The organism is Pseudomonas wenzhouensis (genome assembly GCF_021029445.1).
Taxonomy (GTDB): Bacteria; Pseudomonadota; Gammaproteobacteria; order Pseudomonadales; family Pseudomonadaceae; genus Aquipseudomonas; species Aquipseudomonas wenzhouensis.
This window is the reverse complement of sequence record NZ_CP072610.1, coordinates 4095871-4116448: the sequence shown is the minus strand read 5'-3', so window position 1 is coordinate 4116448 and position 20578 is coordinate 4095871. Positions and strand designations below refer to the sequence as shown.

Genomic DNA, 20578 nt, shown 5'->3' with positions numbered 1-20578 from the left:
TGTCACTCCTTGGAAGGGCAGCAGGCCGCGAATACAGCGGCCATGTATCGATTACGCTGGCCGGGTCAGCCGTGAATGCCGCGCGCGGTCTCGATGATATAGGTAATGATTGGCTTGGCCAGGAAGGCGAACAGGCACAGCCCCAGGCCAAGGAACAGGATGGCGGTGCCGAGGCGACCGGCCTTGGACTTCTTCGCCAGATCCCAGATGATGAAGAACATGAACAGCATCAGGCCGCCCACCAGGACGTACATCATCAGGGCTTCGAATTGTTCGGTTTCCATGGTACCTCGTGATTCGCAGGGAAAACGCAGGGCGAAAATTATACGCGCCCCGGCCTGGTGCGCGGCATGATCGGGTTCACCCTGCGACTTTCAGTCGCGCAGATGCTGCAAGGGCAACTGCGTGCTGGACAGAATCTGCTGCAGCACGAAGCTCGAACGCACGCTGGAAACCCCGTCGATGCGCGTCAGGGTGCCGAGTAGCAGCTTCTGGTAATGATCCATATCCGGCACCACCACCTTGAGCTGGTAGTCGGCATCCATCCCGGTTACCAGGCAGCACTCCAGCACTTCGGGGCACTTGCGGATCTCGTCCTGAAAGTGCTCGAAACGCTCGGGCGTGTGCCGGTCCATACCGATCAGCACGTAGGCGGTCAGGCTCAGGCCGAGCTTCTTGCGATCCAGCAGGGCCACCTGGCCGGTGATATAGCCGTCGTCTTCCAGTTGCTTGACGCGACGCGAGCAGGGCGAGGGTGACAGGCCGATGCGTTCGGCCAGCTCCTGATTGGACAGGGCAGCGTTGCGCTGCAATTCGGCAAGAATATTCAGGTCGTAACGGTCGAGTTTGTCCATTTTCTAACCGGCTAAAGATTGAATTGCGCTAAATAGTGCTACTTTGGGTGTTAATTGCGCAATTGGTAAATTTGTAAGCAATATTAGCAATCTTATTTCGGCGTGCCAGGCGTAAGCTTTATCTCAGTTTCACGGCCCGGACGACAAGTCCTACCGGCCTCGCCCAACCAGGTGAGCCGGCGCCGACGATCCTTACCGGATCGCCTCGGCACCCGGGTCCGCACTGCCCAACCAGGCGGGCGACGAAAGCGGCGACAGCATCGCCAGCACCGGACAGATTTCCCGAGGGGGCCGCAAGGCCCCTTTTCTTTTTATCTCTTCTCAGTGGCTCTTACCTGAAGTGCTATCACATGCTAGCTACCATGGCAGGAAACCTTTTGAAGACGCCTAGGGAGCGCTATTATGAGCCAGCGACTGTTCCTGCCCCTGATAGGTCTATGGAGACGTGTATGCCGGCGAAGAAGAAAGCCCTCAGTGAGAAGGAAATTGCGAAGCTGGAGAACATGATCCCAGGCGTCGCGGTCAGTGCAACCCGATCCGCGCATTTCCGTGCCCTTTCCACAGGCATGGCCGTAATGGGCGTTCAGGGCCAGGATCTAGTTGAAACTAGCGCCGATGGCAGCGTCCGAGTCGTCGGCAAGGTCAAGCCGCGTCGGAAAGTCACCGTAGGGCAAGTTGTCACCGTGCAGCGCATGGGCTAGGCCTTTCGCCGGTGGAAACTCCTAGACTTCGCGTATTCGCAGGCCCGAATGGGTCAGGCAAAAGCACCATCAAGGCGCTCATTCCAGTCGCATTGATCAACATTTACGTCAACGCCGACGAGATCGAGAAGGCCGCCAGAGAAACTGGCTTCGTCGATCTCTCTGCATACGGTATCGTTTCGACTACTGAGGCTCTTCAAGCGTTCTTTGAACGGCACCACCTCACCGTCAAGGAAGGGCTCTTGGCAGAGTCTCGACTCTTGGTGATGGATCAGGGGCGGGTAGATTTCCGCAAGATTGCGAACATCAATTCCTATCATGCGTCGGTGCTTGCAGACTTCATCAGGCAACGGCTGCTTGAACAGAAGAAATCGTTCACTTTTGAAACCGTGATGTCTCACGAGAGCAAGGTCGAGTTTATGCGCGAGGCTCAGCAGCGTGGCTACCGAACCTACCTGTATTTCGTCGCCACTGAAGATCCGAAGATCAACATCAACCGGGTGGCCATCAGGGTCGAAGAAGATGGCCATGATGTCGACACTGACAAGATCATCAAGCGCTATCACAAGACACTGGCTCTGCTGCCATCTGCTGTAGCTGCCTCGAATCGTGCCTACATTTTCGACAACTCTGCAGACGAGTCCGTTTGGTTGGCCGAGATCACCGATGGCACATCTCTGGAGTACCGAACCGAAGAGATTCCTGAATGGTTCTTCACTGCCTACGTTGAGCGGGTGACTACGCCAAGCGCTTGAAGTGAAAAAGCCCCGTTAGGGGGCTGTAGGAGCGAATTTATTCGCGATAGAGTTTGGCTTCATGCCCGAACAAAATTGCGAATAAATTCGCTCTTACAGTGACAAGCCTTATTTGATCGGCATGACCCGTTAGGGCGCCTCTAAAAACGTAGGCGACGGCTGCAAGCATGGCTGGGCTTTCTTGATCAAGGCAGCGCTCAGTGCTGGATCACTTCCTGCGGGTCGGCGTGTACCAGTACCTCGGCACGTGGATAGTGCGCGTGGATGGCCTTCTCCACGGCGACGCAATGGGCGTGGGCCTGCGACAGGCTCATCTCGCCCGGCAGTTCCAGATGCAGCTGGACGAACCAGCGCGTGCCGGAGATGCGCGTACGCAGGTCGTGGGCGCCAAGCACGCCCGGTACGGCTGTGGCCAGCGCGTACATGTGCTGGGTGGTTTCGCCGGGCAGTTCCTCGTCCATCAGCACGCCAATTGCGCCGCGCACGATGCTCAGGGCGCTCCAGAAGATGTAGAAGGCGATGCCGATGGCGAACAGCGCATCCATCTGCAACCAGCCGAAGCGGGTCAGCAGCAGGGCAAGCAGGATGCTGCTGTTGAGTAGGATATCGGAGCGATAGTGCAGCGAATCGGCATGGATGGCCGTGGAGCCGGTTTCCCGCACTACCTTGCGCTGGAACGCCAGCAGAGCGACGGTCAGCGCCAGCGACAGCAGCATCACCACGATGCCGATACCTTCTGCTGCCAGCGGCTGTGGCGACTGCAGACGCTCGACGCCTTGCACGCCGATGAGCACGGCACTGATGCCGATGAACAGCGCCTGGCCGAGCCCCGCCAGTGCTTCAGCCTTGCCATGGCCGTAGCGGTGATCTTCGTCGGCCGGGCGCAGGGCGAAATGCACGGCGATCAGATTGATCAGCGAGGCGGCGCTGTCGAGCAGCGAATCGGTGAGACCCGCCAGCAGGCTGACCGACCCGCTCAGCCACCAGGCAATGGCCTTGGCCAGTACCAGGGTCAGCGCTACGGTCAGCGCTGACCGGGTGGCCAGGCGCATCAGCCTGGCGTGCTGGGGTGTGTGCATGGGTCAGGCAGCCGGGCGCAGGCCGTAGGCGGCCAGTTGCTCGGCGCTGCCGCTGTGCTGGATCAGACGCGGATCGTCGAGCGGCAGTTGATGCCCAGTGCTGGTCTCGATCAGCGTTTTCAGCGCGTACTGGTCGACCTTGCCGTCGGCGCCGATCAGTTGCTTGAGCTGTTGCGGATCGACCTGAGCGGTCTTGCCTTCAGGCAGGTAGATGGCGCCGGTGGCGAAGTCCACGGCAAAGGCGATCAGGCCCGGAATCACGTAGAACAGGATGCCGATGGCGTTGGCGCCGGCGATCACCGGGTCGATCTTGCCTTCGATCTGGCCACGACGATCCGGGTAGAAAATCGAGCCGCAGGCCGTCAGTTGAGTGAGCAGGGTTGCGGCGACAACGCCGGCGATAACGCGGGATTTCGTGCGCATGAGCACCTCCATAAAAACGTGGCGCAACTATAGCAAGGCGATGATTGCAAAACTGCAGCGCGCTGTTTCAGACCAGCAAGTTGGCAGGCGGTTCGCCGTTATAATCGCCAGCCTGCTGTGGAGAAATGATGAATACCCTGCCGATCGATTCGCTGCTGCCCGCCCTGCGCGATGCCTTGTCCGCCCGTCACGAAGTCGTGCTGGAGGCGCCGCCCGGCGCCGGCAAGACCACCCGCGTACCGCTGGCACTGCTGGATGCGCCCTGGCTGGCCGGGCAGAAGATCCTCATGCTCGAACCACGCCGATTGGCCGCTCGTGCTGCCGCCGAGCGCCTGGCCAGCGAACTGGGTGAACGGGTCGGCGAGACGGTCGGCTACCGCATTCGCCTGGACAGCAAGGTCGGGCCGAACACGCGCATCGAGGTGGTCACCGAAGGCATTCTCGCCCGCCGCCTGCAGGACGACCCGGCGCTGGACGGCGTTGGCCTGGTGATCTTCGATGAATTTCATGAGCGCAGCCTGGATGCCGACCTGGCCCTGGCGCTGACGCTCAATGGCCGCGCCATGTTCCGCGGCGCAGACAGTGGCGAGGCGCCGCTCAAGGTGCTGCTGATGTCCGCCACCCTCGAAGGCGAGCGCCTGGCCGCGCTGCTGGGCGAGGCGCCGGTGCTGCGCAGCGAGGGGCGCATGTTCCCGGTGGATATCCGCTGGGGCGCGCCGTTCCAGGCGGGTGAGTGGGTCGAGCCGCGTGTATTGCAGACGGTGCAGCAGGCGTTGGCTGATGAATCCGGCAGCCTGCTGGTATTCCTGCCGGGCCAGGCCGAGATTCGCCGGGTGGCCGAGCAGTTGCAGGAGGCGCTCGGCAATCGGCCGGATGTGCTGGTCTGCCCGCTGCACGGCGAACTGGACCTGGCTGCCCAGCGTGCGGCCATCGAGCCGGCCCCAGCAGGCAAACGCAAGGTGGTGCTGGCGACCAATATCGCCGAGACCAGCCTGACCATCGACGGTGTGCGCGTGGTCATCGATGCCGGCCTGGCACGGGTGCCGCGCTTCGATCCGGCCAGCGGCATGACCCGCCTCGACACTCAGCGTATCTCCCGTGCGTCCGCCACCCAGCGTGCCGGTCGTGCCGGACGCCTGGAGCCGGGCGTCTGCTATCGCTTGTGGTCGCAGGCGCAGCACGAACAGCTCAGCGCCTATTCCAGTGCGGAAATCCTGCAGGCCGACCTCGCCGGCCTGGCCCTGCAACTGCTGCGCTGGGGCGTGACGCCGCAGGAGCTGAGCTGGCTCGATGTGCCACCGTCAGCGGCCTATGCCCAGGCGTTGGATCTGCTCGGCCGCCTCGGCGCGCTGGACGAGTGTGGCGCGCTCAATGCCCACGGCCAGGCCATGGCCGAACTGCCCAGCCATCCACGCATCGCCCATTTGCTGTTGCGCGGCCAGACGCTGGGCCTCGGTACGCTGGCCTGCGACCTGGCGGCGCTGCTGGCCGAGCGCGACATTCTGCGCGGCGGCGGCGCGGATCTGCAGGGTCGCCTGGCCCTGCTCAGTGGCGAAAGCCGCGCCACTCGCTCGGCCCAAGGCGGCGTGCAGCGTGCGCGGCAACTGGCGAAACAGTTTCATGGGTTGATCAGGCATCGGCCGATCACTCAGGCGGTGAGCGACCGCGAACATCCGCGCTGGCTCGGCGGCCTGCTGGCCTTCGCCTACCCGGATCGCATCGCCCAGCAGCGCCGCGCTGGTGGTGCCGACTACCGCCTGGCCAATGGCCGCGCCGCGCAGTTTGCTGAAAGTGATGCGCTGATGAAGCACGAATGGCTGGTGGTGGCCGACCTGGGCAGCCGTCAGGGCCAGCGCGAGGAACGCATCTATCTCGCCGCCGATCTTGACCCGGCACTGTTCGAGCGTGAGCTGGCCGAGCAGGTACAGGCTGTGGAGGTGCTCGACTGGGACGAGCGCGAAGGCGTGCTGCGCGCCGAGCGCCAGCGCAAAGTCGGCGAGTTGCTGCTCGAGCGCCAGGCGTTGGCTACCCTGGATGAAGACAGCCGCTGTCGGGCGCTGGTCGGTCTGGTGCGGCGCAAGGGGTTGCAATTGCTGCCCTGGACGTCCGAACTGCGTCAGTGGCAGGCGCGCGTGGCGCTGCTGCGCGAGCTGGATTTGCAACAGCAGGGACAGAGCGACTGGCAGGACTTGTCCGATGCTGCGCTGCTGGCCAGCCTCGAACACTGGCTGACGCCCTTCCTGGGCAAGGTCAACCGGCTCAGTCATTTCGCCAATCTCGACTTGCCGGCGATCCTGCAGACGCTGCTGCCCTGGCCGCTGCCGCAACGCCTCGACGAGCTGGCGCCGCGCGCACTGAACGTGCCGTCCGGCTCGCGCATCGCCATCGACTACACGGAAAACCCGCCGGTGCTCGCCGTGCGCCTGCAGGAGCTGTTCGGTCTGGCCGCCACACCGCGCATCGCCGGCGGACGCCTCGGCCTCAAGCTGCATTTGCTGTCACCGGCCCGCCGCCCGGTGCAGGTGACCCAGGATCTGGCCAGCTTCTGGGCCAATACCTACGCCGAGGTGAAGAAGGATTTGAAAGGCCGCTATCCCAAGCATTACTGGCCGGATGATCCCTTGATTGCCGAACCCACTGCGCGCGCCAAACCAAGAAAGTGAGGCGTGAATGCTGACGCTGAACGTCGGGCCGCTGGCCCTGGGTGTCACCCATGTGCTGCTGCTTGCCAGCTTGCTGCTGGCGACCCTGGTCGGCTGGTTGATCGGGCGTCGGCACGGTTGCAACCCCGAACGCCAGCTGTTCCGCGCACTGCTGGTCGGGCTGCTGGTGGCGCGCCTGGCCTTCGTGCTGGTGTATGCCGAGTTCTACCGCGATGCGCCCTGGCGTGCCCTGGATATCCGCGACGGTGGTTTCATCGCCTGGCCGGGTGTACTTGCCGGGCTGGCAATGGGTGTCTGGTATTGCTGGCGCCAGGCGCGGATGCGCCGGCCGCTGGGCGTGGCGATGGCCGTTGGCCTGACGCTGTGGCTCGCTGGCAACCTGATGCTGCACGCGCTGGAGCAGGGCACGCGCTTGCCTGATCTGCAGGTGCGCGACATGCAGGGCCGCCCGGTGAACCTGCGTGATTACGCCGGTCAGCCGTTGGTGGTCAATCTGTGGGCGACCTGGTGCCCGCCGTGTCGGCGTGAGATGCCGGTGCTGATGCAGGCGCAGCAGCGTGAGTCGGCCATCACCATGCTCTTCGTCAATCAGGGCGAAAGTGCCGCGTTGGTGGCTGATTTTCTCGCCACGCAGCACCTGAGCCTGGATCATCTGCTGCTCGACGAGCAGGTCAAGTTGGGGCAGCTGGTCGGCTCACGCGCCTTGCCGACGACGCTGTTCTACGATGGCGAAGGGCGGCAGGTCGGCAGCCATCTCGGCGAGCTGTCGCACGCCAGCCTGGAGCGTGCGCTGGCCAGGCTGCGCGGCGATTGAAGGGTCAGTACAGCTGCAGATCCTCGCCGGCATCCTGCAAGCGCTGATAGGCCTGGTCCAGATCATCGCGCAGACGCTCGGCATTCGGGGCGTGGCGCGAATAGATCAGCCGCAGCGGCAGGCGTTGCACTTCGACGAAGGGCAGTTCAGCCATGTCCAGCGTGCGCATGGCCTGTTCGACGGGCGCCTGGTAGTCCAGCAGGTAGTCGCCACGTCGGCGCTGGAGCATCTCCAGTGCCGAGATATGGCTGCGGGTGCGGTGAAGGGAGATATTGCGTGCCGGGTCTTCCAGCCATTGGTTGACGTTCTGCCAGTAGCTGTAGCCCGTGATCAGAATCACCCCGCGACCTGTCAGATCGTCAGGAATGGTGGGCGCGGGTGTGTCCTGTCGGAAGTACAGGTTGAGGGTGATTTCGCCCAGCAGATGCCGACTCTCGAGGGTGTGCCCGGCCAACTGCGGTTTGCCGGATGCGCCAGCCCAGAGCTGGATGCTGCCATCGAGCAGGCCACTGTAGAGGCGGGCGCCGGGGTAGGAGCGAAAGTCGGCTTCATAGCCTGCCGCCTCGAGCAGGCGCGCGGTGAGTTCCAGCCCTGAGCCGCTGGGCTGCCCCTGGGCGTCGGTATAGGAAAAGGGCGGAAACTCGTAGTAACCCACATGAATGCGTGGCCTGGCCTCGGCAGTGCAGAGAGCCGGCAGCCAGAGCAGGGCGATGAGTAGCAGGCAGAAACGTCTTGGCATTTGGATCGCGGCGATTGGCCGTCTTGTCTTTTTTTTGTAATACCCGGCGAGCATGGACAAAACCGGGTTGGCTTGTCCAGCCCGGTTCATTCCTGACTGGGCAGGAAGAAGCGCCCGATCACCGGCAGGTGGTCGGAAATGCTCAGGGTGTCGTGCTGGCGCACCTGGCTGGCGAAGGGCGTCAGACGCGGGCTGTAGAACAGGTAGTCGATGGTGCGATCCGGGCCGTTTGCGGCCGGGTCGTTGGGGTAGTGGGTGTACCACTGTGCCTGTTCGGCGCCGCTGGCCTGCTGCAGGCTGGGGATCATCGGGTAGCGACGGGCCAGGTCCTGCAGTTCGCTGTCGGCGGCGTACCAGCTGCGCTGATCTTCCGGCAGACGCTGGAACTGACCCGGTGGCAGCAGGTTGAGGTCGCCACCCAGCACCCAGGTCTTGCCTGCATCCTGTAGCTGCTGGAGCAGGGCATCGGTCATCTGCACCTGGCGTTGCATGGTGTTCTGGCCCAGAGCAAAGGCATCGAAATGGGTGTTGATCGCCACCAGTTCCTCGCCGCCACGGATAGGCAGGTAGCTGACCAGCAGCGCGCGCTTGAGCTGGAACTGGCGGCTCAGCAGATCCGTTTCGAGCATGGGCAGTTGCAGGCGTTCGGCGCGGGCGATCTGGAAGCGGCTGAGGGTGCCCAGCTTCATACCGACGCTGCCGAGAATGCGCAGATGCGGGACGAACGCGGCCTTCCAGTAGAACGCCTGGCTGCTGCAGGGGTAGAGGTCGCCCAGGCGTGCCTGCAGCAGGGCCAGTTGATCCTGGTGGTCGCTGGCCCTGGCGTTATCGTGCAGCTCCTGCAGCAGCACCACGTCGGGCTTTTCGTCGCGCAGGATGCGCACCACTTCATCCAGCGTCAGGGCAAGGTCTTCGCTGCTCGGGCGCTCGTCCGGGCCATCGCCGCCGGGCAGGTCGTACCAGAACACATAGCGCTTACCGGCCAGGTACTGCACGTTCCAGGTCATCACCTTGAGCGCCTGGCCCGGTTGCAACTGCGCCGCCTGGCCCGTGCAGGCCACGGGTGCGTCTTCGCGTGGCTGCGGTCGCCAGGTCAGGCTGTAGACCAGCACGACGAGCAGCGCGAGCAACGCCAGCACGAGCAATAGAAGCAGACGAAGCGGACGGGACAGGGACATGACGACGCGGGCGGCTATGCTGAAAACAGCCGAGGATAACCGAGACCGGTGCGTCGGCCCAGACACCTGAGCGGGCGAGCGCACGTCATCTGTTGCGACAGATGCGATAACAGGTTGTAGTGTCGGCACGGTCAGGGCAGCAGGAGTCACGTATGTATCGCAAGGTGTTCGCCAGCAAGGTATTCGACCGCAAGGTGGTGCTGATCACCGGTGGTTGTGCGGGTATTGGCCGGGCCCTGGCCATGCGCCTGGCGCAGGCAGGCGCGCGCCTGGTGATTTTCGATCTCAACCAGGCGGCGCTGGACAGCCTGGTGCAGCACCTGGCCGATCACCACAACGCCGAGGCGCTGGGCCTGCTGTGCGACGTTGCCGATGCCGAGGCCGTGCAACGTGCCATGGCCCTTGCGCTGGAGCGTTTCGGCGGTATCGACGTGCTGGTCAACAATGCCGGCATCACCCACCGCAGCACCTTTGCCGAGACCAGCCTGGAGGTCTTTCAGCGGGTCATGGCGGTCAACTATTTCGGTGCCTTGCACTGCACCCAGGCGGCGCTGCCGAGCCTGATCGCCCGGCGCGGGCAGATCATCGTGCTCAGCTCGCTGTCGGGCATTGCGCCCCTGCTTTATCGCAGCGCCTACAACGCCAGCAAGCATGCGCTGCATGGCCTGTTCGAGACCTTGCGCTTTGAACTCAAGGGCTCGGGGGTGAACGTGATGCTGGTGTGCCCCGGCTTCACTGCCACCGATCTGCGCAAGAACGCCCTGGTCGGTGACGGCTCGGTGGCCGCGCAGGCACCGCTGGCGATGGGCAAGGTCGCCTCGCCGCAGGATGTCGCCAATGCCATCTACCAGGGCGCGCTCAAACGCCGGCGCTTGCTGGTGTTGTCGAATGTCGACTGGCGCGCACGGGTGCTGGCGCGCTTCTTCCCGAGGGTCTTCGAGCGTGTGCTGTTGCCGCGACTGTCCGGGTTGCGCCCGCAGGACTCGGGACGCCGTTGATGCGCTACTGGCTGTATGTGCTGTTGATGCTGGCGCCGCTGTGCCGCGCCGCTGATGGCGAACCCTTGCGGGTGATGACCGACCTCTGGCCGCCCTTTCGCATGGAGGGCGAGAATGGCCAGTTGCAGGGGCTGGACATTGATCTGCTCAATTAATTGTCACGCCGTACCGGTCTGCGCTTCGAGGTGCAGCGCGCGCCCTGGGCTCGAGGGTTGACGGCGCTGGAGCAGGGCAGCGCAGACCTGATGACCGGTTTGGCCAGAACGCCCGAACGCGAGCGCTACATTCGCTATCTGGACACGCCTTATTACGCCTGTTCGCCACGTTTCTATGCCGGCCCGGCACAGGCCATGCTGCTGAACGATTACGCATCGCTGCGCGGGCTGCGCATCGGCTACGTACTGGAGTCGGTGTACTTTCAGCCGTTCGACGCTGACAAGTCGCTGGACAAGGTCGGCGTCAGCAACGAGAAACAACTGCTGGAGATGCTGGTGCGCGGGCGTATCGATGTGCTGGTTGGCACCGATTGCCAGGTCGACTATGCCTTGCTGGCCCCCGAACTGGCCGGTCGCATCGTCAAGGCGGCCTATCAGCCGCAGGCGCGTACAGCGTTGTTTATCGGCTTCTCACGCAAGCGTCTGACGCACCTGCCGGCACTGGCGGCCGCGCTCGATGAGCTGTTTCGCGAGGGCTGGCTCGCCCATGCCGCGCTGCGCTATCAGCCGGTGGTTGCGCGTCATTAGCTGAGCTGTTTCAGCCGTGTTCGTGCTGCGCCGCATCGGCCAGCATCAGCGCCATGTCCCAGAAGGCCGCTTCGATCTTGTGGCCGTCGAGATCCCTGACGAAGCAGCCGTAATAGGGCGCGCCATACTCCGGGCGCGGCCCTGGTTGGCCTTCGTCCTGGCCCCCGGCCGCCAGCGCCGCCTGGTGAAAGGCATGCCCCGAGGCCTTGTCCGGGGCGACGAAGCCGAAGTGGCTGCCGTTGCCGAGTGTCGCCGGCTGACCGTTGATCGGCGTCTGCACCCAGAATTCCGGGTATTGGCGGCCGAAGGCCACCGCTGCGGGATGACGCATGATTTCCCGGCAACCGAGGGTGGCCAGCACCTTGGCGTAGAAGGCGCTGGCAGCCTCGAAATCGTTGGTGCCGATGGATACGTGAGACAGGATGCTGGGGTTGCTTTCGCTCATGACGCGCTCCTTGCTCGGGTCAACGCTGCAAGCCTAGTCACTGTTCTCGCTGTTTGTCGCCTGCTCCGGCTCCAGCAGCATGAACAGGCGGAACAGCACGACGATGGCGAACAGTTGCAGGAAGCCATTGCCGGCCTGATGCACCACCCACAGCAGGGTGTCGCCCTGGCTGGGTTGCGTCCACCAGTCGAGCAGCCACAGCGGCACCAGCACGTTGGCCAGGCAGGCGAATACCGGCCAGAAACGCCCCTCGGTCAGTGCGAAGCTACCCTGCAGCGCACGCAGGGGCGGCTCCTGACGCAGCACCAGGAGTATTTCGGCGAAGGCCAGGCGCATCATGATCCAGATACCCGGCACGATGAACAGCGACAGCCCGAGCATGATCGCCAGGGTGCTCAAACCCGCCATCAGGGCGAAGGTGGGCCACAGTTGCAGGCCGGCGGCGAACAACTGCGCGTTGCCGGGCGCCTGCCCGAGGCTGCGGGCATGCAGGAAGAGGATCAGCGGCGCGGCATACAGCGGGTAGACCAGAATGCCAAGCAGCACGGCATAGGCCGGATTGGCATCCTCGCCAAGCTGCGCAGCCAGTAACGCCTGGGCGATGGCTTCGAGCAGCAGCAGGGGCAGGGTCAGGCGGGCGATGGCCGCCAGGTTGTGGCTGGAGAAGAACCAGGCATCACGCAGGATGGAAAACGGACTCATCGGCAGGTTACCAAGTGTCGGGGCAGCAGCCACGGGGTGAGTGGCCGGGCCAGGTTCAGGGGCTCCCACTGGCGCTGCCTGTCAGGTGCCGCAACGGGGGCAGCGTGCGCAGGCGCTCAGGCTGGGGGCGTTGCCGCAAGGATAGGGGCTGGCGCGTGCCCGGGCCAGCCCGACGCATCATCGGCCAGGCTCTGGCATACTGGCGCCTTCGTTGCCCCCGAGGATTCCCGGTGAAGAAGATCGCCGTATTCGCCGATGTGCAGAACCTCTACTACACGGTGCGTCAGGTGCATGGCTGCCATTTCGACTACAGCGTGCTGTGGGCCGAGGTCAGCCGCCGTGGCGTGATCGTCGAGGCCTACGCCTACGCCATCGATCGTGGCGACGCCAAGCAGCAGCAGTTCCAGCAGATCCTGCGCAAGTTGGGCTTCACCGTGAAGCTCAAGCCCTATATCCAGCGTGCCGACGGCTCGGCCAAGGGTGACTGGGACGTAGGCATCACCATCGACGTACTGGATGCCGCCGCGCGGGTCGACGAGATCGTCCTGGCCTCCGGTGATGGCGACTTCGACCTGTTGCTCGAGCGCGTGCGCAGCCAGGGTGTGGCGGCAATTGCCTTCGGCGTGCCGGGGCTGACGGCGCAGTCGCTGATCCGCGCGGCGAGCCTGTATGTGCCCATCGAGGGTGAATTGTTGCTGCGCAATCACTGAGACGCTGTCAGCAGGTTCACTGCTGTGCTCGCCATGCTCAGGTCTTTCCATACACTCCGCTTGCGGCGCGTCGGCGAAACGCTTCCTGCCATCGCACGCGACGACTTCACCCGTTCTGAGGTTTTACGTGGAATCCATCGCCGTCATCGACTTCGAAACCACTGGCGTATCGCCGACCCAGGCGCGCGCCACCGAAATCGGCGTAGCGATCATCGAGGACGGACGCATCGTCGACCGTTATCAGAGCCTGATGAACAGCGGCGCCTGGGTGCCGCCGTTCATCGAGCAGCTCACCGGCATCAGCAACGCCATGCTGCGCAAGGCGCCGCCGTCGGATCAGGTGATGAACGAGGTGGCCGATTTCATCGGCGGGCGGCCGCTGTTGGCGCACAACGCCTCTTTCGACCAGAAGTTCTGGGATGCCGAACTGGCGCGGGTGCGCCGTCGCCGCTTGCAGCCGTTTGCCTGTTCGCTGCTGCTGTCGCGCCGTCTGCTGCCCGAGGCGCCGAGCCACAAGCTGGGCAACCTCAACGCCTGGGCCGGCCTGCCGGATACCGGCCGCGCTCACCGCGCCCTGGCCGACGCCGAGATGGCCGCGAATCTGACGTTGCACCTGTTTAGCCTGCTGCGCGAGCGCCATGGCCGGCAGCAGGCCGACCATGCCTTTCTCTGCCAATTGCAGAACCTCTCCGCCGCCAAGGTGCGTGCGCTGCTGGCCAGCGCTTGCTGAGCTGGCCTCGTCCCTGTCGGAGCGGCTGGGCGGCATTGCGCTTCAGCCGCGAGCTCTTATCGCGGCTAAAGCCCCTCCCACGAAGCCCCAGGCTTCATTGGTGAGTGGTACGCCGGAGGAATTTCTCGGCTGAAGCCGCTCTTGCGCAGTGGTAGCCCGGATGCAATCCGGGGAAACGGTGACAGTGGCCCCGGATTGCATCCCGGCTACGTGGGTCTGCAGCGCGGTTGGACATCTGTGGGAGGCACTTCAGCGGCGATCTTTACCGAGGTTGAAGGCGCTCGGCAGGGGGACAGGTTAAACTGCGCGCCTGTTTCCTTTCCGATTCGGTTGCCCCATGACCTTCGCCTCCCTCGGTTTGATCGAGCCGCTGCTGCGCACCCTCGCCGATTTCGACTACCAGACGCCGACCCCGGTGCAGACCCAGGCCATTCCGGCCGTGCTCAAGGGCCGCGACCTGATGGCGGCGGCGCAAACCGGCACCGGCAAGACTGCCGGTTTCGCCCTGCCGCTGTTGCAGCGTCTGACCCTGGAAGGCCCGCAGGTGGCGAGCAATTCGGTGCGTGCCCTGGTGCTGGCGCCAACCCGCGAGCTGGCCGAGCAGGTGCTGCAGAGCTTCCAGGCTTACGGCCAGAACCTGCCGCTGACCAGCTACGCGGTGTACGGCGGGGTCAGCATCAACCCGCAGATGATGGCCCTGCGCAAGGGCGTCGACGTGCTGGTGGCCACGCCAGGCCGGCTGCTCGACCTGTACCGGCAGAACGCGGTGAAGTTCGCCCAGTTGCAGACCCTGGTGCTCGACGAAGCGGATCGCATGCTCGACCTGGGATTCGCCCGCGAGCTGGATGAGCTGTTCAGCGCGCTGCCGAAAAAGCGCCAGACCCTGCTGTTCTCCGCCACCTTCTCCGACGTCATCCGGCAGATGGCCGGCGAGTTGCTGCGCGATCCGCTGTCGGTCGAAGTCAGCCCGCGCAATGCGGCGGCAAAAACCGTAAAGCAGTGGCTGATCCCGGTGGACAAGAAGCGCAAGAGCGAGCTGTTCCTGCATCTGTTGCAGGAAAAACGCTGGGGCCAGGTGCTGGTGTTCGCCAAGACGCGCAAGGGCGTCGACCAGCTGGAGCAGGAGCTACTGGCCATGGGCGTCGCTGCCGATTCGATTCACGGCGACAAGTCACAGCCGAGTCGCCTGCGCGCACTGGAACGCTTCAAGGCCGGCGAGGTGCAGATTCTGGTGGCCACCGACGTGGCGGCGCGTGGACTGGATATCGACGACCTGCCACTGGTGGTCAACCTCGATCTGCCGATCAACGCCGAAGACTACGTGCACCGCATCGGCCGTACCGGCCGTGCCGGCAGTACCGGCGAGGCGATCTCGCTGGTGTGCGCCGATGAAGTCGACCAGTTGGCGGCGATCGAGAACCTGACCCAGCAATTGATCAAGCGTGTCGATGAACCGGACTTTATCCCTGATCATCGCGTACCGCTGACGGCGGTCGGCGGCCAGGTGTTGAAAAAACCGAAGAAGCCCAAGCAGAAGCTGATCCCCGGTGCGGGCAAACCGGCTGGCAAGGGCAATATCCACCTCGGCCGCTGGTTCGAGGAAGAAGACGCCAAGCCCAAGGTCAAGGCGGTACGCAAGGTGCCGAGCTTCGGCAGCAAGCCCAAGGGCGGAAAAAAGTAGGGTGCACCATGCGCACCGAACTCAGAAGGGGTTGGCTGGTGCGCATGGCGCACCCTACGGCTTAGCTGATCAAGCCTGCGTCGCCACGGTTGCAGCGGTCATGTCGTAGAACGGTAGCCCGGATGAAATCAGGGAGCATCTGGCCCCGGTCGCGGATTGCAGCCGGGCTACGACAGCCTCAAGTCCTGGAGTTTGCCTGCGCCGCCACGGCTGCAGCGGTCATATCATAGATCACCAGGCACACATGCTCCACCGGCTGGCCGGCCAGCGGCAGCAGGGTGACGTTCTGGTACATGAAGTCGGCCTGGCCGGTGATCGGCTGGTAGCTCTTGAAGCGCATCAGGTACGGGCGCTGTTGCCACAGGCTGAAGGCGCGGGTGCCCAGTTGCACCACGCTTTCCACCTTGCGCTCCAGCCAGGGCCGGTCGATCTCGGGGAACAGCTCGAACAACGAGCGCCCCTGCGCCTGGTCCGGCCCCAGCCCGGAATGGTTCTCCATGAAGGCGTTCCACACCTCGACGCGGTACTGGCGGTCGAGCACCACCACGCCGACGTCGATGCACTGGACGATGTCCAGCAGCCAGTGGACTTCCTTGATATCGATCTGCGCGGGCATGGCCTTACTCCATCAGGTAGCCGATCTTGGCGGTCAGGCGTTTGATCGAGTCTTCGGTGAACAGCAGCAACAGGTCGAAGTGGATGTCATGGTCCTCCAGGCTGTAGCTGATTTCCACGGCCAGGGTCTTGCGCCAGCGTTTGCTGTTGACCTGCACCAACTGATCGAGGCTGGCGTGCTGGCCGAGCAGTTGCGGGTGGCCCTGGGAGAAGCGCAGGTCGAGCTGTTCGGCGATACCGGCCAGGCAGGCGCCGATGAGGATGCTGGCCAGATCCAGGAGCATCTCCGAGGTTTCGGCCTCGTTCTTCGGCTGCCAGCCGAGCAGGCGCGCCATGTCGTTCACTTCCGAATCATGGAACAGCAACAGCGCCTCACCGGCGATGGCCTCGCCGATAAAACCCTGGCAGATGGCGCTGAAGCGCTCGCCGCGCTGGGCGTCGACCAGGGTCATGTGCAGCTCGCTAACCTCGAAGATGTTCACCTGTGGTACAGGGAGCTGCACGAACACCCCGAGCACCTTGGCCAGCAGCGCGGCAGCGCGGCCCATGGCGACGTTGGTCACCTCGCGCAGCGCATCGCGAAAGCTCACCTTCAGCTCTGGCAATGCAACGGCCGGAGGGGGGGCCGCAGGGCGGGACTGGGGATTGAACAGGCCCAGCTCGATCAGCGTCTGGCGCAGGAGCTCGGGGTCGGCCGGTTTCTTGATAAAGGCCAGCGCGCCGAGTTCGCGCACGCGGCGCACGGCTTCGTCCTGTACATCACCGGAAACCACGATGACCTGGGTGTTCAGCCCTTCGGCCTTCAGTGCGGCGAGTGTCTGGTAGCCGTCGAGTACCGGCATGGTCAGGTCGAGCAACATGACCTGGCCCTGCCCCTGACGGATCAGGGCCAGCGCTTCCTCGCCATTGCTCGCCTGGCTGAGGGTAACCGGCCATTCAGCCGGCAGCGCGCGGATCAATTGCTTGCGCGCCATGTTGGAGTCGTCGCAGACCAGCAGCGGGATCACGGCGGGAGATTACCTGTGTGGGGAGCGCTGAGACTGAGCATAGCTGCATGCAAAGCGACGTCACAGCGGTTTCAGATTTTTCAGGCGTAGGGGGCATGGCGCGATGTTCCCCGGATTGCATCCGGGCTACGGCAATCCGTAGGGTGGGCTTCAGTCCGTAGGGTGGGCTTTAGCCCACCGACAGCGGCCAGCCTGGGCGGGCTGAAGCGGGGCGCCGCCCGATCCACCCTAAAACTACAAGGCTTGCAACCAGTCGAGTACGCCCTGCGCCGCGACCCGGCCACTGGCGAAACAGGCGGTGAGCAGGTAGCCACCGGTGGGTGCTTCCCAGTCGAGCATTTCGCCGGCGCAGAACACGCCGGGCAACGCCTTGAGCATCAGGCCGTCATCCAGCGGGGCGAAGGGCACGCCACCGGCACTGCTGATCGCTTCATCCAGCGGCCGGGTGCGCAACAGGGTGATGGGCAGCGCCTTGATCCAAGGCGCCAGATCGGCTGGTTCGGCAAAGGCTGCGGCCGGCGCCAGCTCGCGCAACAGAGCGGCCTTGACGCCATCGAGGCCCGCCTGGCGATGCAGGTGCTTGGCCATCGAGTGCTTGCCGCGCGGCTTGGCCAGTGCCTGCTGCAGCCTGGCCAGCGGCATCTGCGGCAGCAGGTCGAGGTGGATCAGCGCCTGGCCGTCGGCCTCGATGACACGGCGGATATCGGCGGAAAAGGCGTACACCAGGCTGCCTTCGATACCGCTAGCAGTCAGCACGAACTCGCCGATGCGTGCAGGCTGGCCGGGTAGGCTGAGGGCGACGTTTTTCAGCGGCGCCCCGGCGAATTTTGCCCTGAGATAGTCGCTCCAGCCGGCCACTTCGAAGCCGCAGTTGCTCGGTTTCAGCGCCGCGACCTCGATACCACGCGCCTGCAGCAGCGGCACCCAGGCGCCATCCGAGCCCAGTCGCGCCCAGCTGCCACCGCCCAACGCCAACAGGCAGGCATCGGCGGCCAGGGCGCGCTCGCCGTCCGCGCTGGCGATGCGCAGGCTGCCATCGGCGTTCCAGCCCAGCCAGCGGCTGCGGGTGTGGATCATCACGCCCAGCTCGCGCAGGCGGCGCAGCCAGGCGCGCAGCAGCGGCGCGGCTTTCATGTCAGTGGGGAACACACGGCCGGAGGTGCCGACGAAGGTGTCGATGCCCAGGCCATGAATCCATTGGCGCAGGGCGTCGGCGTCGAACTCGCGCAGCAGCGCCGCGACCTCGGCCTGGCGCTCGCCGTAACGACCGATGAAAGCGTCCTTGGGCTCGGAGTGGGTGATGTTCATGCCACCGACACCGGCCAGCAGGAACTTGCGCCCCACCGAGGGCATGGCATCGAACAGCTCCACGCGCACGCCGCCTTGCGCCAGCACTTCGGCAGCCATCAGCCCAGCAGGGCCGCCGCCGATGATGGCGACGTGATAAGCGTTGGGTGACGTGCGTGTGGTCATGGTGGCGGAACGATCCGAGAAAGGCTGCGCATTCTACCCGAGTGCCTTGCGGCCTTGTCATTTGCCTGGGGTTGCGGCAGGTTCTGTCCGAACCTTTTTGGCTGGAGCCCGTTATGTCCCAGATCTGCCCCGATATCGATCCCGATGGCCTGCTCGAATATTCGGTGGTCTACACCGACCGCTCGCTGAACCATATGTCGCAGTCGTTCCAGGGCGTGATGCGCGATATCTCTGCCACCCTGAAACAAGTCTATAACGCCCATGCCGTGGCAGTAGTGCCTGGCAGCGGCACCTATGGCATGGAGGCGGTGGCGCGCCAGTTGGCCACCGGGCAGAAGTGCCTGGTGCTGCGCAACGGCTGGTTCAGCTACCGCTGGACGCAGATCTTCGACATGGGCCGGATTCCTGCTGAAGCCCATGTGCTCAAGGCGCGCCCGGTCGCCGACGGCCCGCAGGCCGCCTTCGCCCCGGCGCCACTGGACGAGGTGCTGGCGACCATCGCCGCCGAGAAACCGCAGGTGGTGTTCGCCCCGCACGTGGAAACCTCCTCGGGCATGATCCTGCCGGACGACTACCTGCGCGCGGTGAGCGACGCGGTGCATGCCGTCGGTGGTCTGTTCGTGCTCGACTGCATCGCCTCCGGCACGCTCTGGGTGGACATGCAGGCCTGCGGCATCGACGTGCTGATCAGCGCCCCGCAGAAGGGCTGGAGCGCATCGCCCTGTTGCGCCCTGGTGATGCTCAGTGAGGCGGCTCAGGCGCGCGTCGAAGCCACCCAGAGCAGCAGCTTCGCCTGTGACCTGAAAAAGTGGCTGCAGATCATGCAGGCCTACGAGCAGGGCGGCCATGCCTACCACGCCACCATGCCCAGCGATGCCCTGGCGCGTTTCCGCGACGCCATGCTGGAGGCCAAGGCCATCGGCTTCGCCAAGGTGCGCGAGCAACAGCAGGAACTCGGTGATAGGGTGCGCGCACTGCTGGCCGCACGCGGCTTCAAGAGCGTCGCCGCCAAGGGCTTCGAGGCGCCGGGTGTGGTGGTCTGCTACACCGACGATGCGCAGATCAAGACCGGCGCCAAGTTCGCCGCCATCGGCCTGCAGATTGCCGCCGGTGTGCCGCTGCAGTGCGACGAGCCGGCGGACTTCCAGACCTTCCGCCTGGGTCTGTTCGGGCTGGACAAGCTGGGCAACATCGACCGCACGGTGAAGACGCTGGAGCAGGCATTGGACAAGGTGCTGGGCTGATCCTCAACGCAACCCTCGCGCCGCCCACACCCTTGCGGCGCTGTGATGGAGGATGCCGTGGCGGCGGGCGAGGGCGGCGTGGTCCTTGGAGTAGCCGCCGCCGATCACCCCCAGCACCGGAATGTCACGGCCCAGGCAGTGGTTCAGCACGGCTTCGTCACGTGCCGCCAGGCCTGCATCGGTCAGTTGCAGGTAGCCCAGGGCATCGTCCTTGTGCACATCGACACCGGCGTCGTAGAGCACCAGGTCCGGCTGGTAGAGCGCCAGCAGGTAGCCGAGGCTGTCGTTGACCACCTTGAGATAATCGGCATCGCCCATGCCGCGTGGCAGGGGAATATCCCAGTCGCTCTGCGCCTTGCGTGCCGGGAAATTCTGCTCGCAGTGCAGGGATACGGTGACGGCATCGGGTTCGTTTTCCAGTAGCCGTGCGGTGCCGTCGCCCTGGTGCACGTCGCAGTCGAAGATCAACACGCGCTGCACGCGTCCGGCTTCGAGCAGGTAGCGGGCGATCACCGCCAGGTCGTTGAAGATGCAGAAGCCGGAAGGAAAATCGTAGTGCGCATGGTGCGTGCCGCCCGCCAGGTGGCAGGCCAGGCCATGACGCAGTGCCAGTTCGGCGGTCAGCAGCGAGCCGCCCACGGCGCGTATGGTGCGCTGGGCCAGTGCTTCGCTCCAGGGCAGGCCTAGGCGGCGCTGGTGTTCATAAGACAACTCGCCGGCCATGTAGCGGGCGATGTAGTCCGGGCAATGCACCAGGGCGAGAATGTCCGCCGGGCACAGTGCGGGGCGTTGCAACTCGGCATCCGTGGTCAGGCCGCTGTCGACCAGGTGATCGCGCAGCAGGCGGAATTTCTCCATGGGGAAACGATGTCCGCTGGGGAAGGGCGGACTGTAATCCTCGTGGTAGACCAGCGGTAACGGCATACACTCAATACTCATCAAGGCGACGTTCTATGGTCGCAGCCTGGCGAGACAATCGCCATGCCCCGGCGCGAAGCTTCCCGCCTAGTGACGGGTAGGCATT

At 64.5% G+C, this 20578-nt stretch carries 21 protein-coding genes and 1 pseudogene; 10 read left to right on the top strand and 12 right to left on the bottom strand.

Annotation, left to right across the window (positions count from 1 at the left end):
• Nucleotides 1-65: 65 nt before the first annotated feature.
• The gene (locus tag J7655_RS19230; protein WP_003240295.1) at nt 66-284 is read right to left on the bottom strand and encodes a DUF2788 domain-containing protein; all 219 of its coding nucleotides are present in this window, start codon (nt 282-284) and stop codon (nt 66-68) included.
• Between the two features lie 90 nt (nt 285-374).
• Nucleotides 375-854 carry an Lrp/AsnC family transcriptional regulator gene (locus J7655_RS19225; protein WP_004424680.1) on the bottom strand — a complete coding sequence of 160 codons (480 nt, stop codon included), beginning with the start codon at nt 852-854 and terminating at the stop codon, nt 375-377.
• Between the two features lie 449 nt (nt 855-1303).
• On the opposite strand from J7655_RS19225, the gene J7655_RS19220 reads away from it, so the two are divergent.
• Both J7655_RS19220 and J7655_RS19215 read left to right on the top strand, forming a co-directional pair.
• The gene (locus J7655_RS19220) at nt 1304-1555 is read left to right on the top strand and encodes a hypothetical protein (protein WP_230925775.1); all 252 of its coding nucleotides are present in this window, start codon (nt 1304-1306) and stop codon (nt 1553-1555) included.
• A gap of 11 nt (nt 1556-1566) precedes the next feature.
• Nucleotides 1567-2310 (top strand): ATPase, encoded by a 744-nt coding sequence (locus J7655_RS19215; protein WP_230925774.1) that lies wholly within the window; start codon nt 1567-1569, stop codon nt 2308-2310.
• 197 nt (nt 2311-2507) lie between these two features.
• Here the strand turns inward: J7655_RS19215 and J7655_RS19210 are convergent, their stop codons facing one another.
• Together J7655_RS19210 and J7655_RS19205 are read right to left on the bottom strand one after the other, a co-directional pair.
• Nucleotides 2508-3389 carry a cation diffusion facilitator family transporter gene (locus J7655_RS19210; RefSeq protein ID WP_230925773.1) on the bottom strand — a complete coding sequence of 294 codons (882 nt, stop codon included), beginning with the start codon at nt 3387-3389 and terminating at the stop codon, nt 2508-2510.
• Between the two features lie 3 nt (nt 3390-3392).
• Entirely contained in the window at nt 3393-3812 is a 420-nt protein-coding gene (locus J7655_RS19205) for a polyribonucleotide nucleotidyltransferase (RefSeq protein ID WP_230925772.1), read from the bottom strand.
• 128 nt (nt 3813-3940) lie between these two features.
• On the opposite strand from J7655_RS19205, the gene hrpB reads away from it, so the two are divergent.
• Both hrpB and J7655_RS19195 read left to right on the top strand, forming a co-directional pair.
• A complete protein-coding gene (gene hrpB, locus J7655_RS19200) occupies nt 3941-6475 on the top strand; it encodes an ATP-dependent helicase HrpB (RefSeq protein ID WP_230925771.1) in 2535 nt (844 codons plus the stop codon).
• 7 nt (nt 6476-6482) lie between these two features.
• Nucleotides 6483-7289, top strand: coding sequence for a TlpA disulfide reductase family protein (locus J7655_RS19195; protein ID WP_230925770.1), 807 nt, complete (start codon nt 6483-6485; stop codon nt 7287-7289).
• Nucleotides 7290-7293: 4 nt separating this feature from the next.
• On the opposite strand, the gene J7655_RS19190 is transcribed toward J7655_RS19195, so the two are convergent.
• Together J7655_RS19190 and J7655_RS19185 are read right to left on the bottom strand one after the other, a co-directional pair.
• Entirely contained in the window at nt 7294-8028 is a 735-nt protein-coding gene (locus J7655_RS19190; RefSeq protein WP_230925769.1) for a substrate-binding periplasmic protein, read from the bottom strand.
• 86 nt (nt 8029-8114) lie between these two features.
• On the bottom strand, nt 8115-9206 hold the full coding sequence (locus J7655_RS19185; protein ID WP_230925768.1) for an endonuclease/exonuclease/phosphatase family protein: 1092 nt from the start codon (nt 9204-9206) through the stop codon (nt 8115-8117).
• A 152-nt stretch (nt 9207-9358) separates the two neighbouring features.
• Here J7655_RS19185 and J7655_RS19180 point away from each other — a divergent pair, with 152 nt between their 5' ends.
• Together J7655_RS19180 and J7655_RS19175 are read left to right on the top strand one after the other, a co-directional pair.
• Entirely contained in the window at nt 9359-10204 is an 846-nt protein-coding gene (locus J7655_RS19180; RefSeq protein ID WP_230925767.1) for an SDR family oxidoreductase, read from the top strand.
• Nucleotides 10204-10947: pseudogene (locus J7655_RS19175) on the top strand (substrate-binding periplasmic protein). The gene J7655_RS19180 and the pseudogene J7655_RS19175 overlap by 1 nt, the downstream one beginning before the upstream one ends.
• Before the next feature lie 10 nt (nt 10948-10957).
• On the opposite strand, the gene J7655_RS19170 reads toward J7655_RS19175, so the two are convergent.
• Together J7655_RS19170 and J7655_RS19165 are read right to left on the bottom strand one after the other, a co-directional pair.
• Entirely contained in the window at nt 10958-11392 is a 435-nt protein-coding gene (locus J7655_RS19170; protein ID WP_230925766.1) for a VOC family protein, read from the bottom strand.
• 33 nt (nt 11393-11425) lie between these two features.
• Nucleotides 11426-12094, bottom strand: coding sequence for a hypothetical protein (locus tag J7655_RS19165; RefSeq protein ID WP_230925765.1), 669 nt, complete (start codon nt 12092-12094; stop codon nt 11426-11428).
• A gap of 230 nt (nt 12095-12324) precedes the next feature.
• Between J7655_RS19165 and J7655_RS19160 the strand changes: the two genes are divergently transcribed.
• From J7655_RS19160 to J7655_RS19150, 3 genes are all read left to right on the top strand, one after another.
• On the top strand, nt 12325-12804 hold the full coding sequence (locus J7655_RS19160; protein ID WP_230925764.1) for a LabA-like NYN domain-containing protein: 480 nt from the start codon (nt 12325-12327) through the stop codon (nt 12802-12804).
• Nucleotides 12805-12931: 127 nt separating this feature from the next.
• Nucleotides 12932-13534, top strand: coding sequence for a 3'-5' exonuclease (locus tag J7655_RS19155; protein ID WP_230925763.1), 603 nt, complete (start codon nt 12932-12934; stop codon nt 13532-13534).
• Nucleotides 13535-13871: 337 nt separating this feature from the next.
• Nucleotides 13872-15215, top strand: a complete 1344-nt coding sequence (locus J7655_RS19150) for an RNA helicase RhlE1 (protein ID WP_230925762.1) — start codon at nt 13872-13874, stop codon at nt 15213-15215.
• 178 nt (nt 15216-15393) lie between these two features.
• Here the strand turns inward: J7655_RS19150 and J7655_RS19145 are convergent, their stop codons facing one another.
• The 3 genes from J7655_RS19145 to J7655_RS19135 form a co-directional block, all read right to left on the bottom strand.
• The gene (locus J7655_RS19145) at nt 15394-15831 is read right to left on the bottom strand and encodes a PAS domain-containing protein (RefSeq protein ID WP_230925761.1); all 438 of its coding nucleotides are present in this window, start codon (nt 15829-15831) and stop codon (nt 15394-15396) included.
• Between the two features lie 4 nt (nt 15832-15835).
• Nucleotides 15836-16837 carry a response regulator gene (locus J7655_RS19140; protein WP_230925760.1) on the bottom strand — a complete coding sequence of 334 codons (1002 nt, stop codon included), beginning with the start codon at nt 16835-16837 and terminating at the stop codon, nt 15836-15838.
• Nucleotides 16838-17071: 234 nt separating this feature from the next.
• Nucleotides 17072-18310: a TIGR03862 family flavoprotein gene (locus tag J7655_RS19135; protein WP_230925759.1), complete on the bottom strand. Its 1239-nt coding sequence runs from the start codon at nt 18308-18310 to the stop codon at nt 17072-17074.
• Between the two features lie 113 nt (nt 18311-18423).
• Here J7655_RS19135 and J7655_RS19130 point away from each other — a divergent pair, with 113 nt between their 5' ends.
• On the top strand, nt 18424-19554 hold the full coding sequence (locus J7655_RS19130; RefSeq protein ID WP_230925758.1) for an aminotransferase class V-fold PLP-dependent enzyme: 1131 nt from the start codon (nt 18424-18426) through the stop codon (nt 19552-19554).
• 3 nt (nt 19555-19557) lie between these two features.
• On the opposite strand, the gene J7655_RS19125 is transcribed toward J7655_RS19130, so the two are convergent.
• A complete protein-coding gene (locus J7655_RS19125; protein ID WP_230927758.1) occupies nt 19558-20478 on the bottom strand; it encodes a histone deacetylase family protein in 921 nt (306 codons plus the stop codon).
• Nucleotides 20479-20578 lie beyond the last annotated feature (100 nt).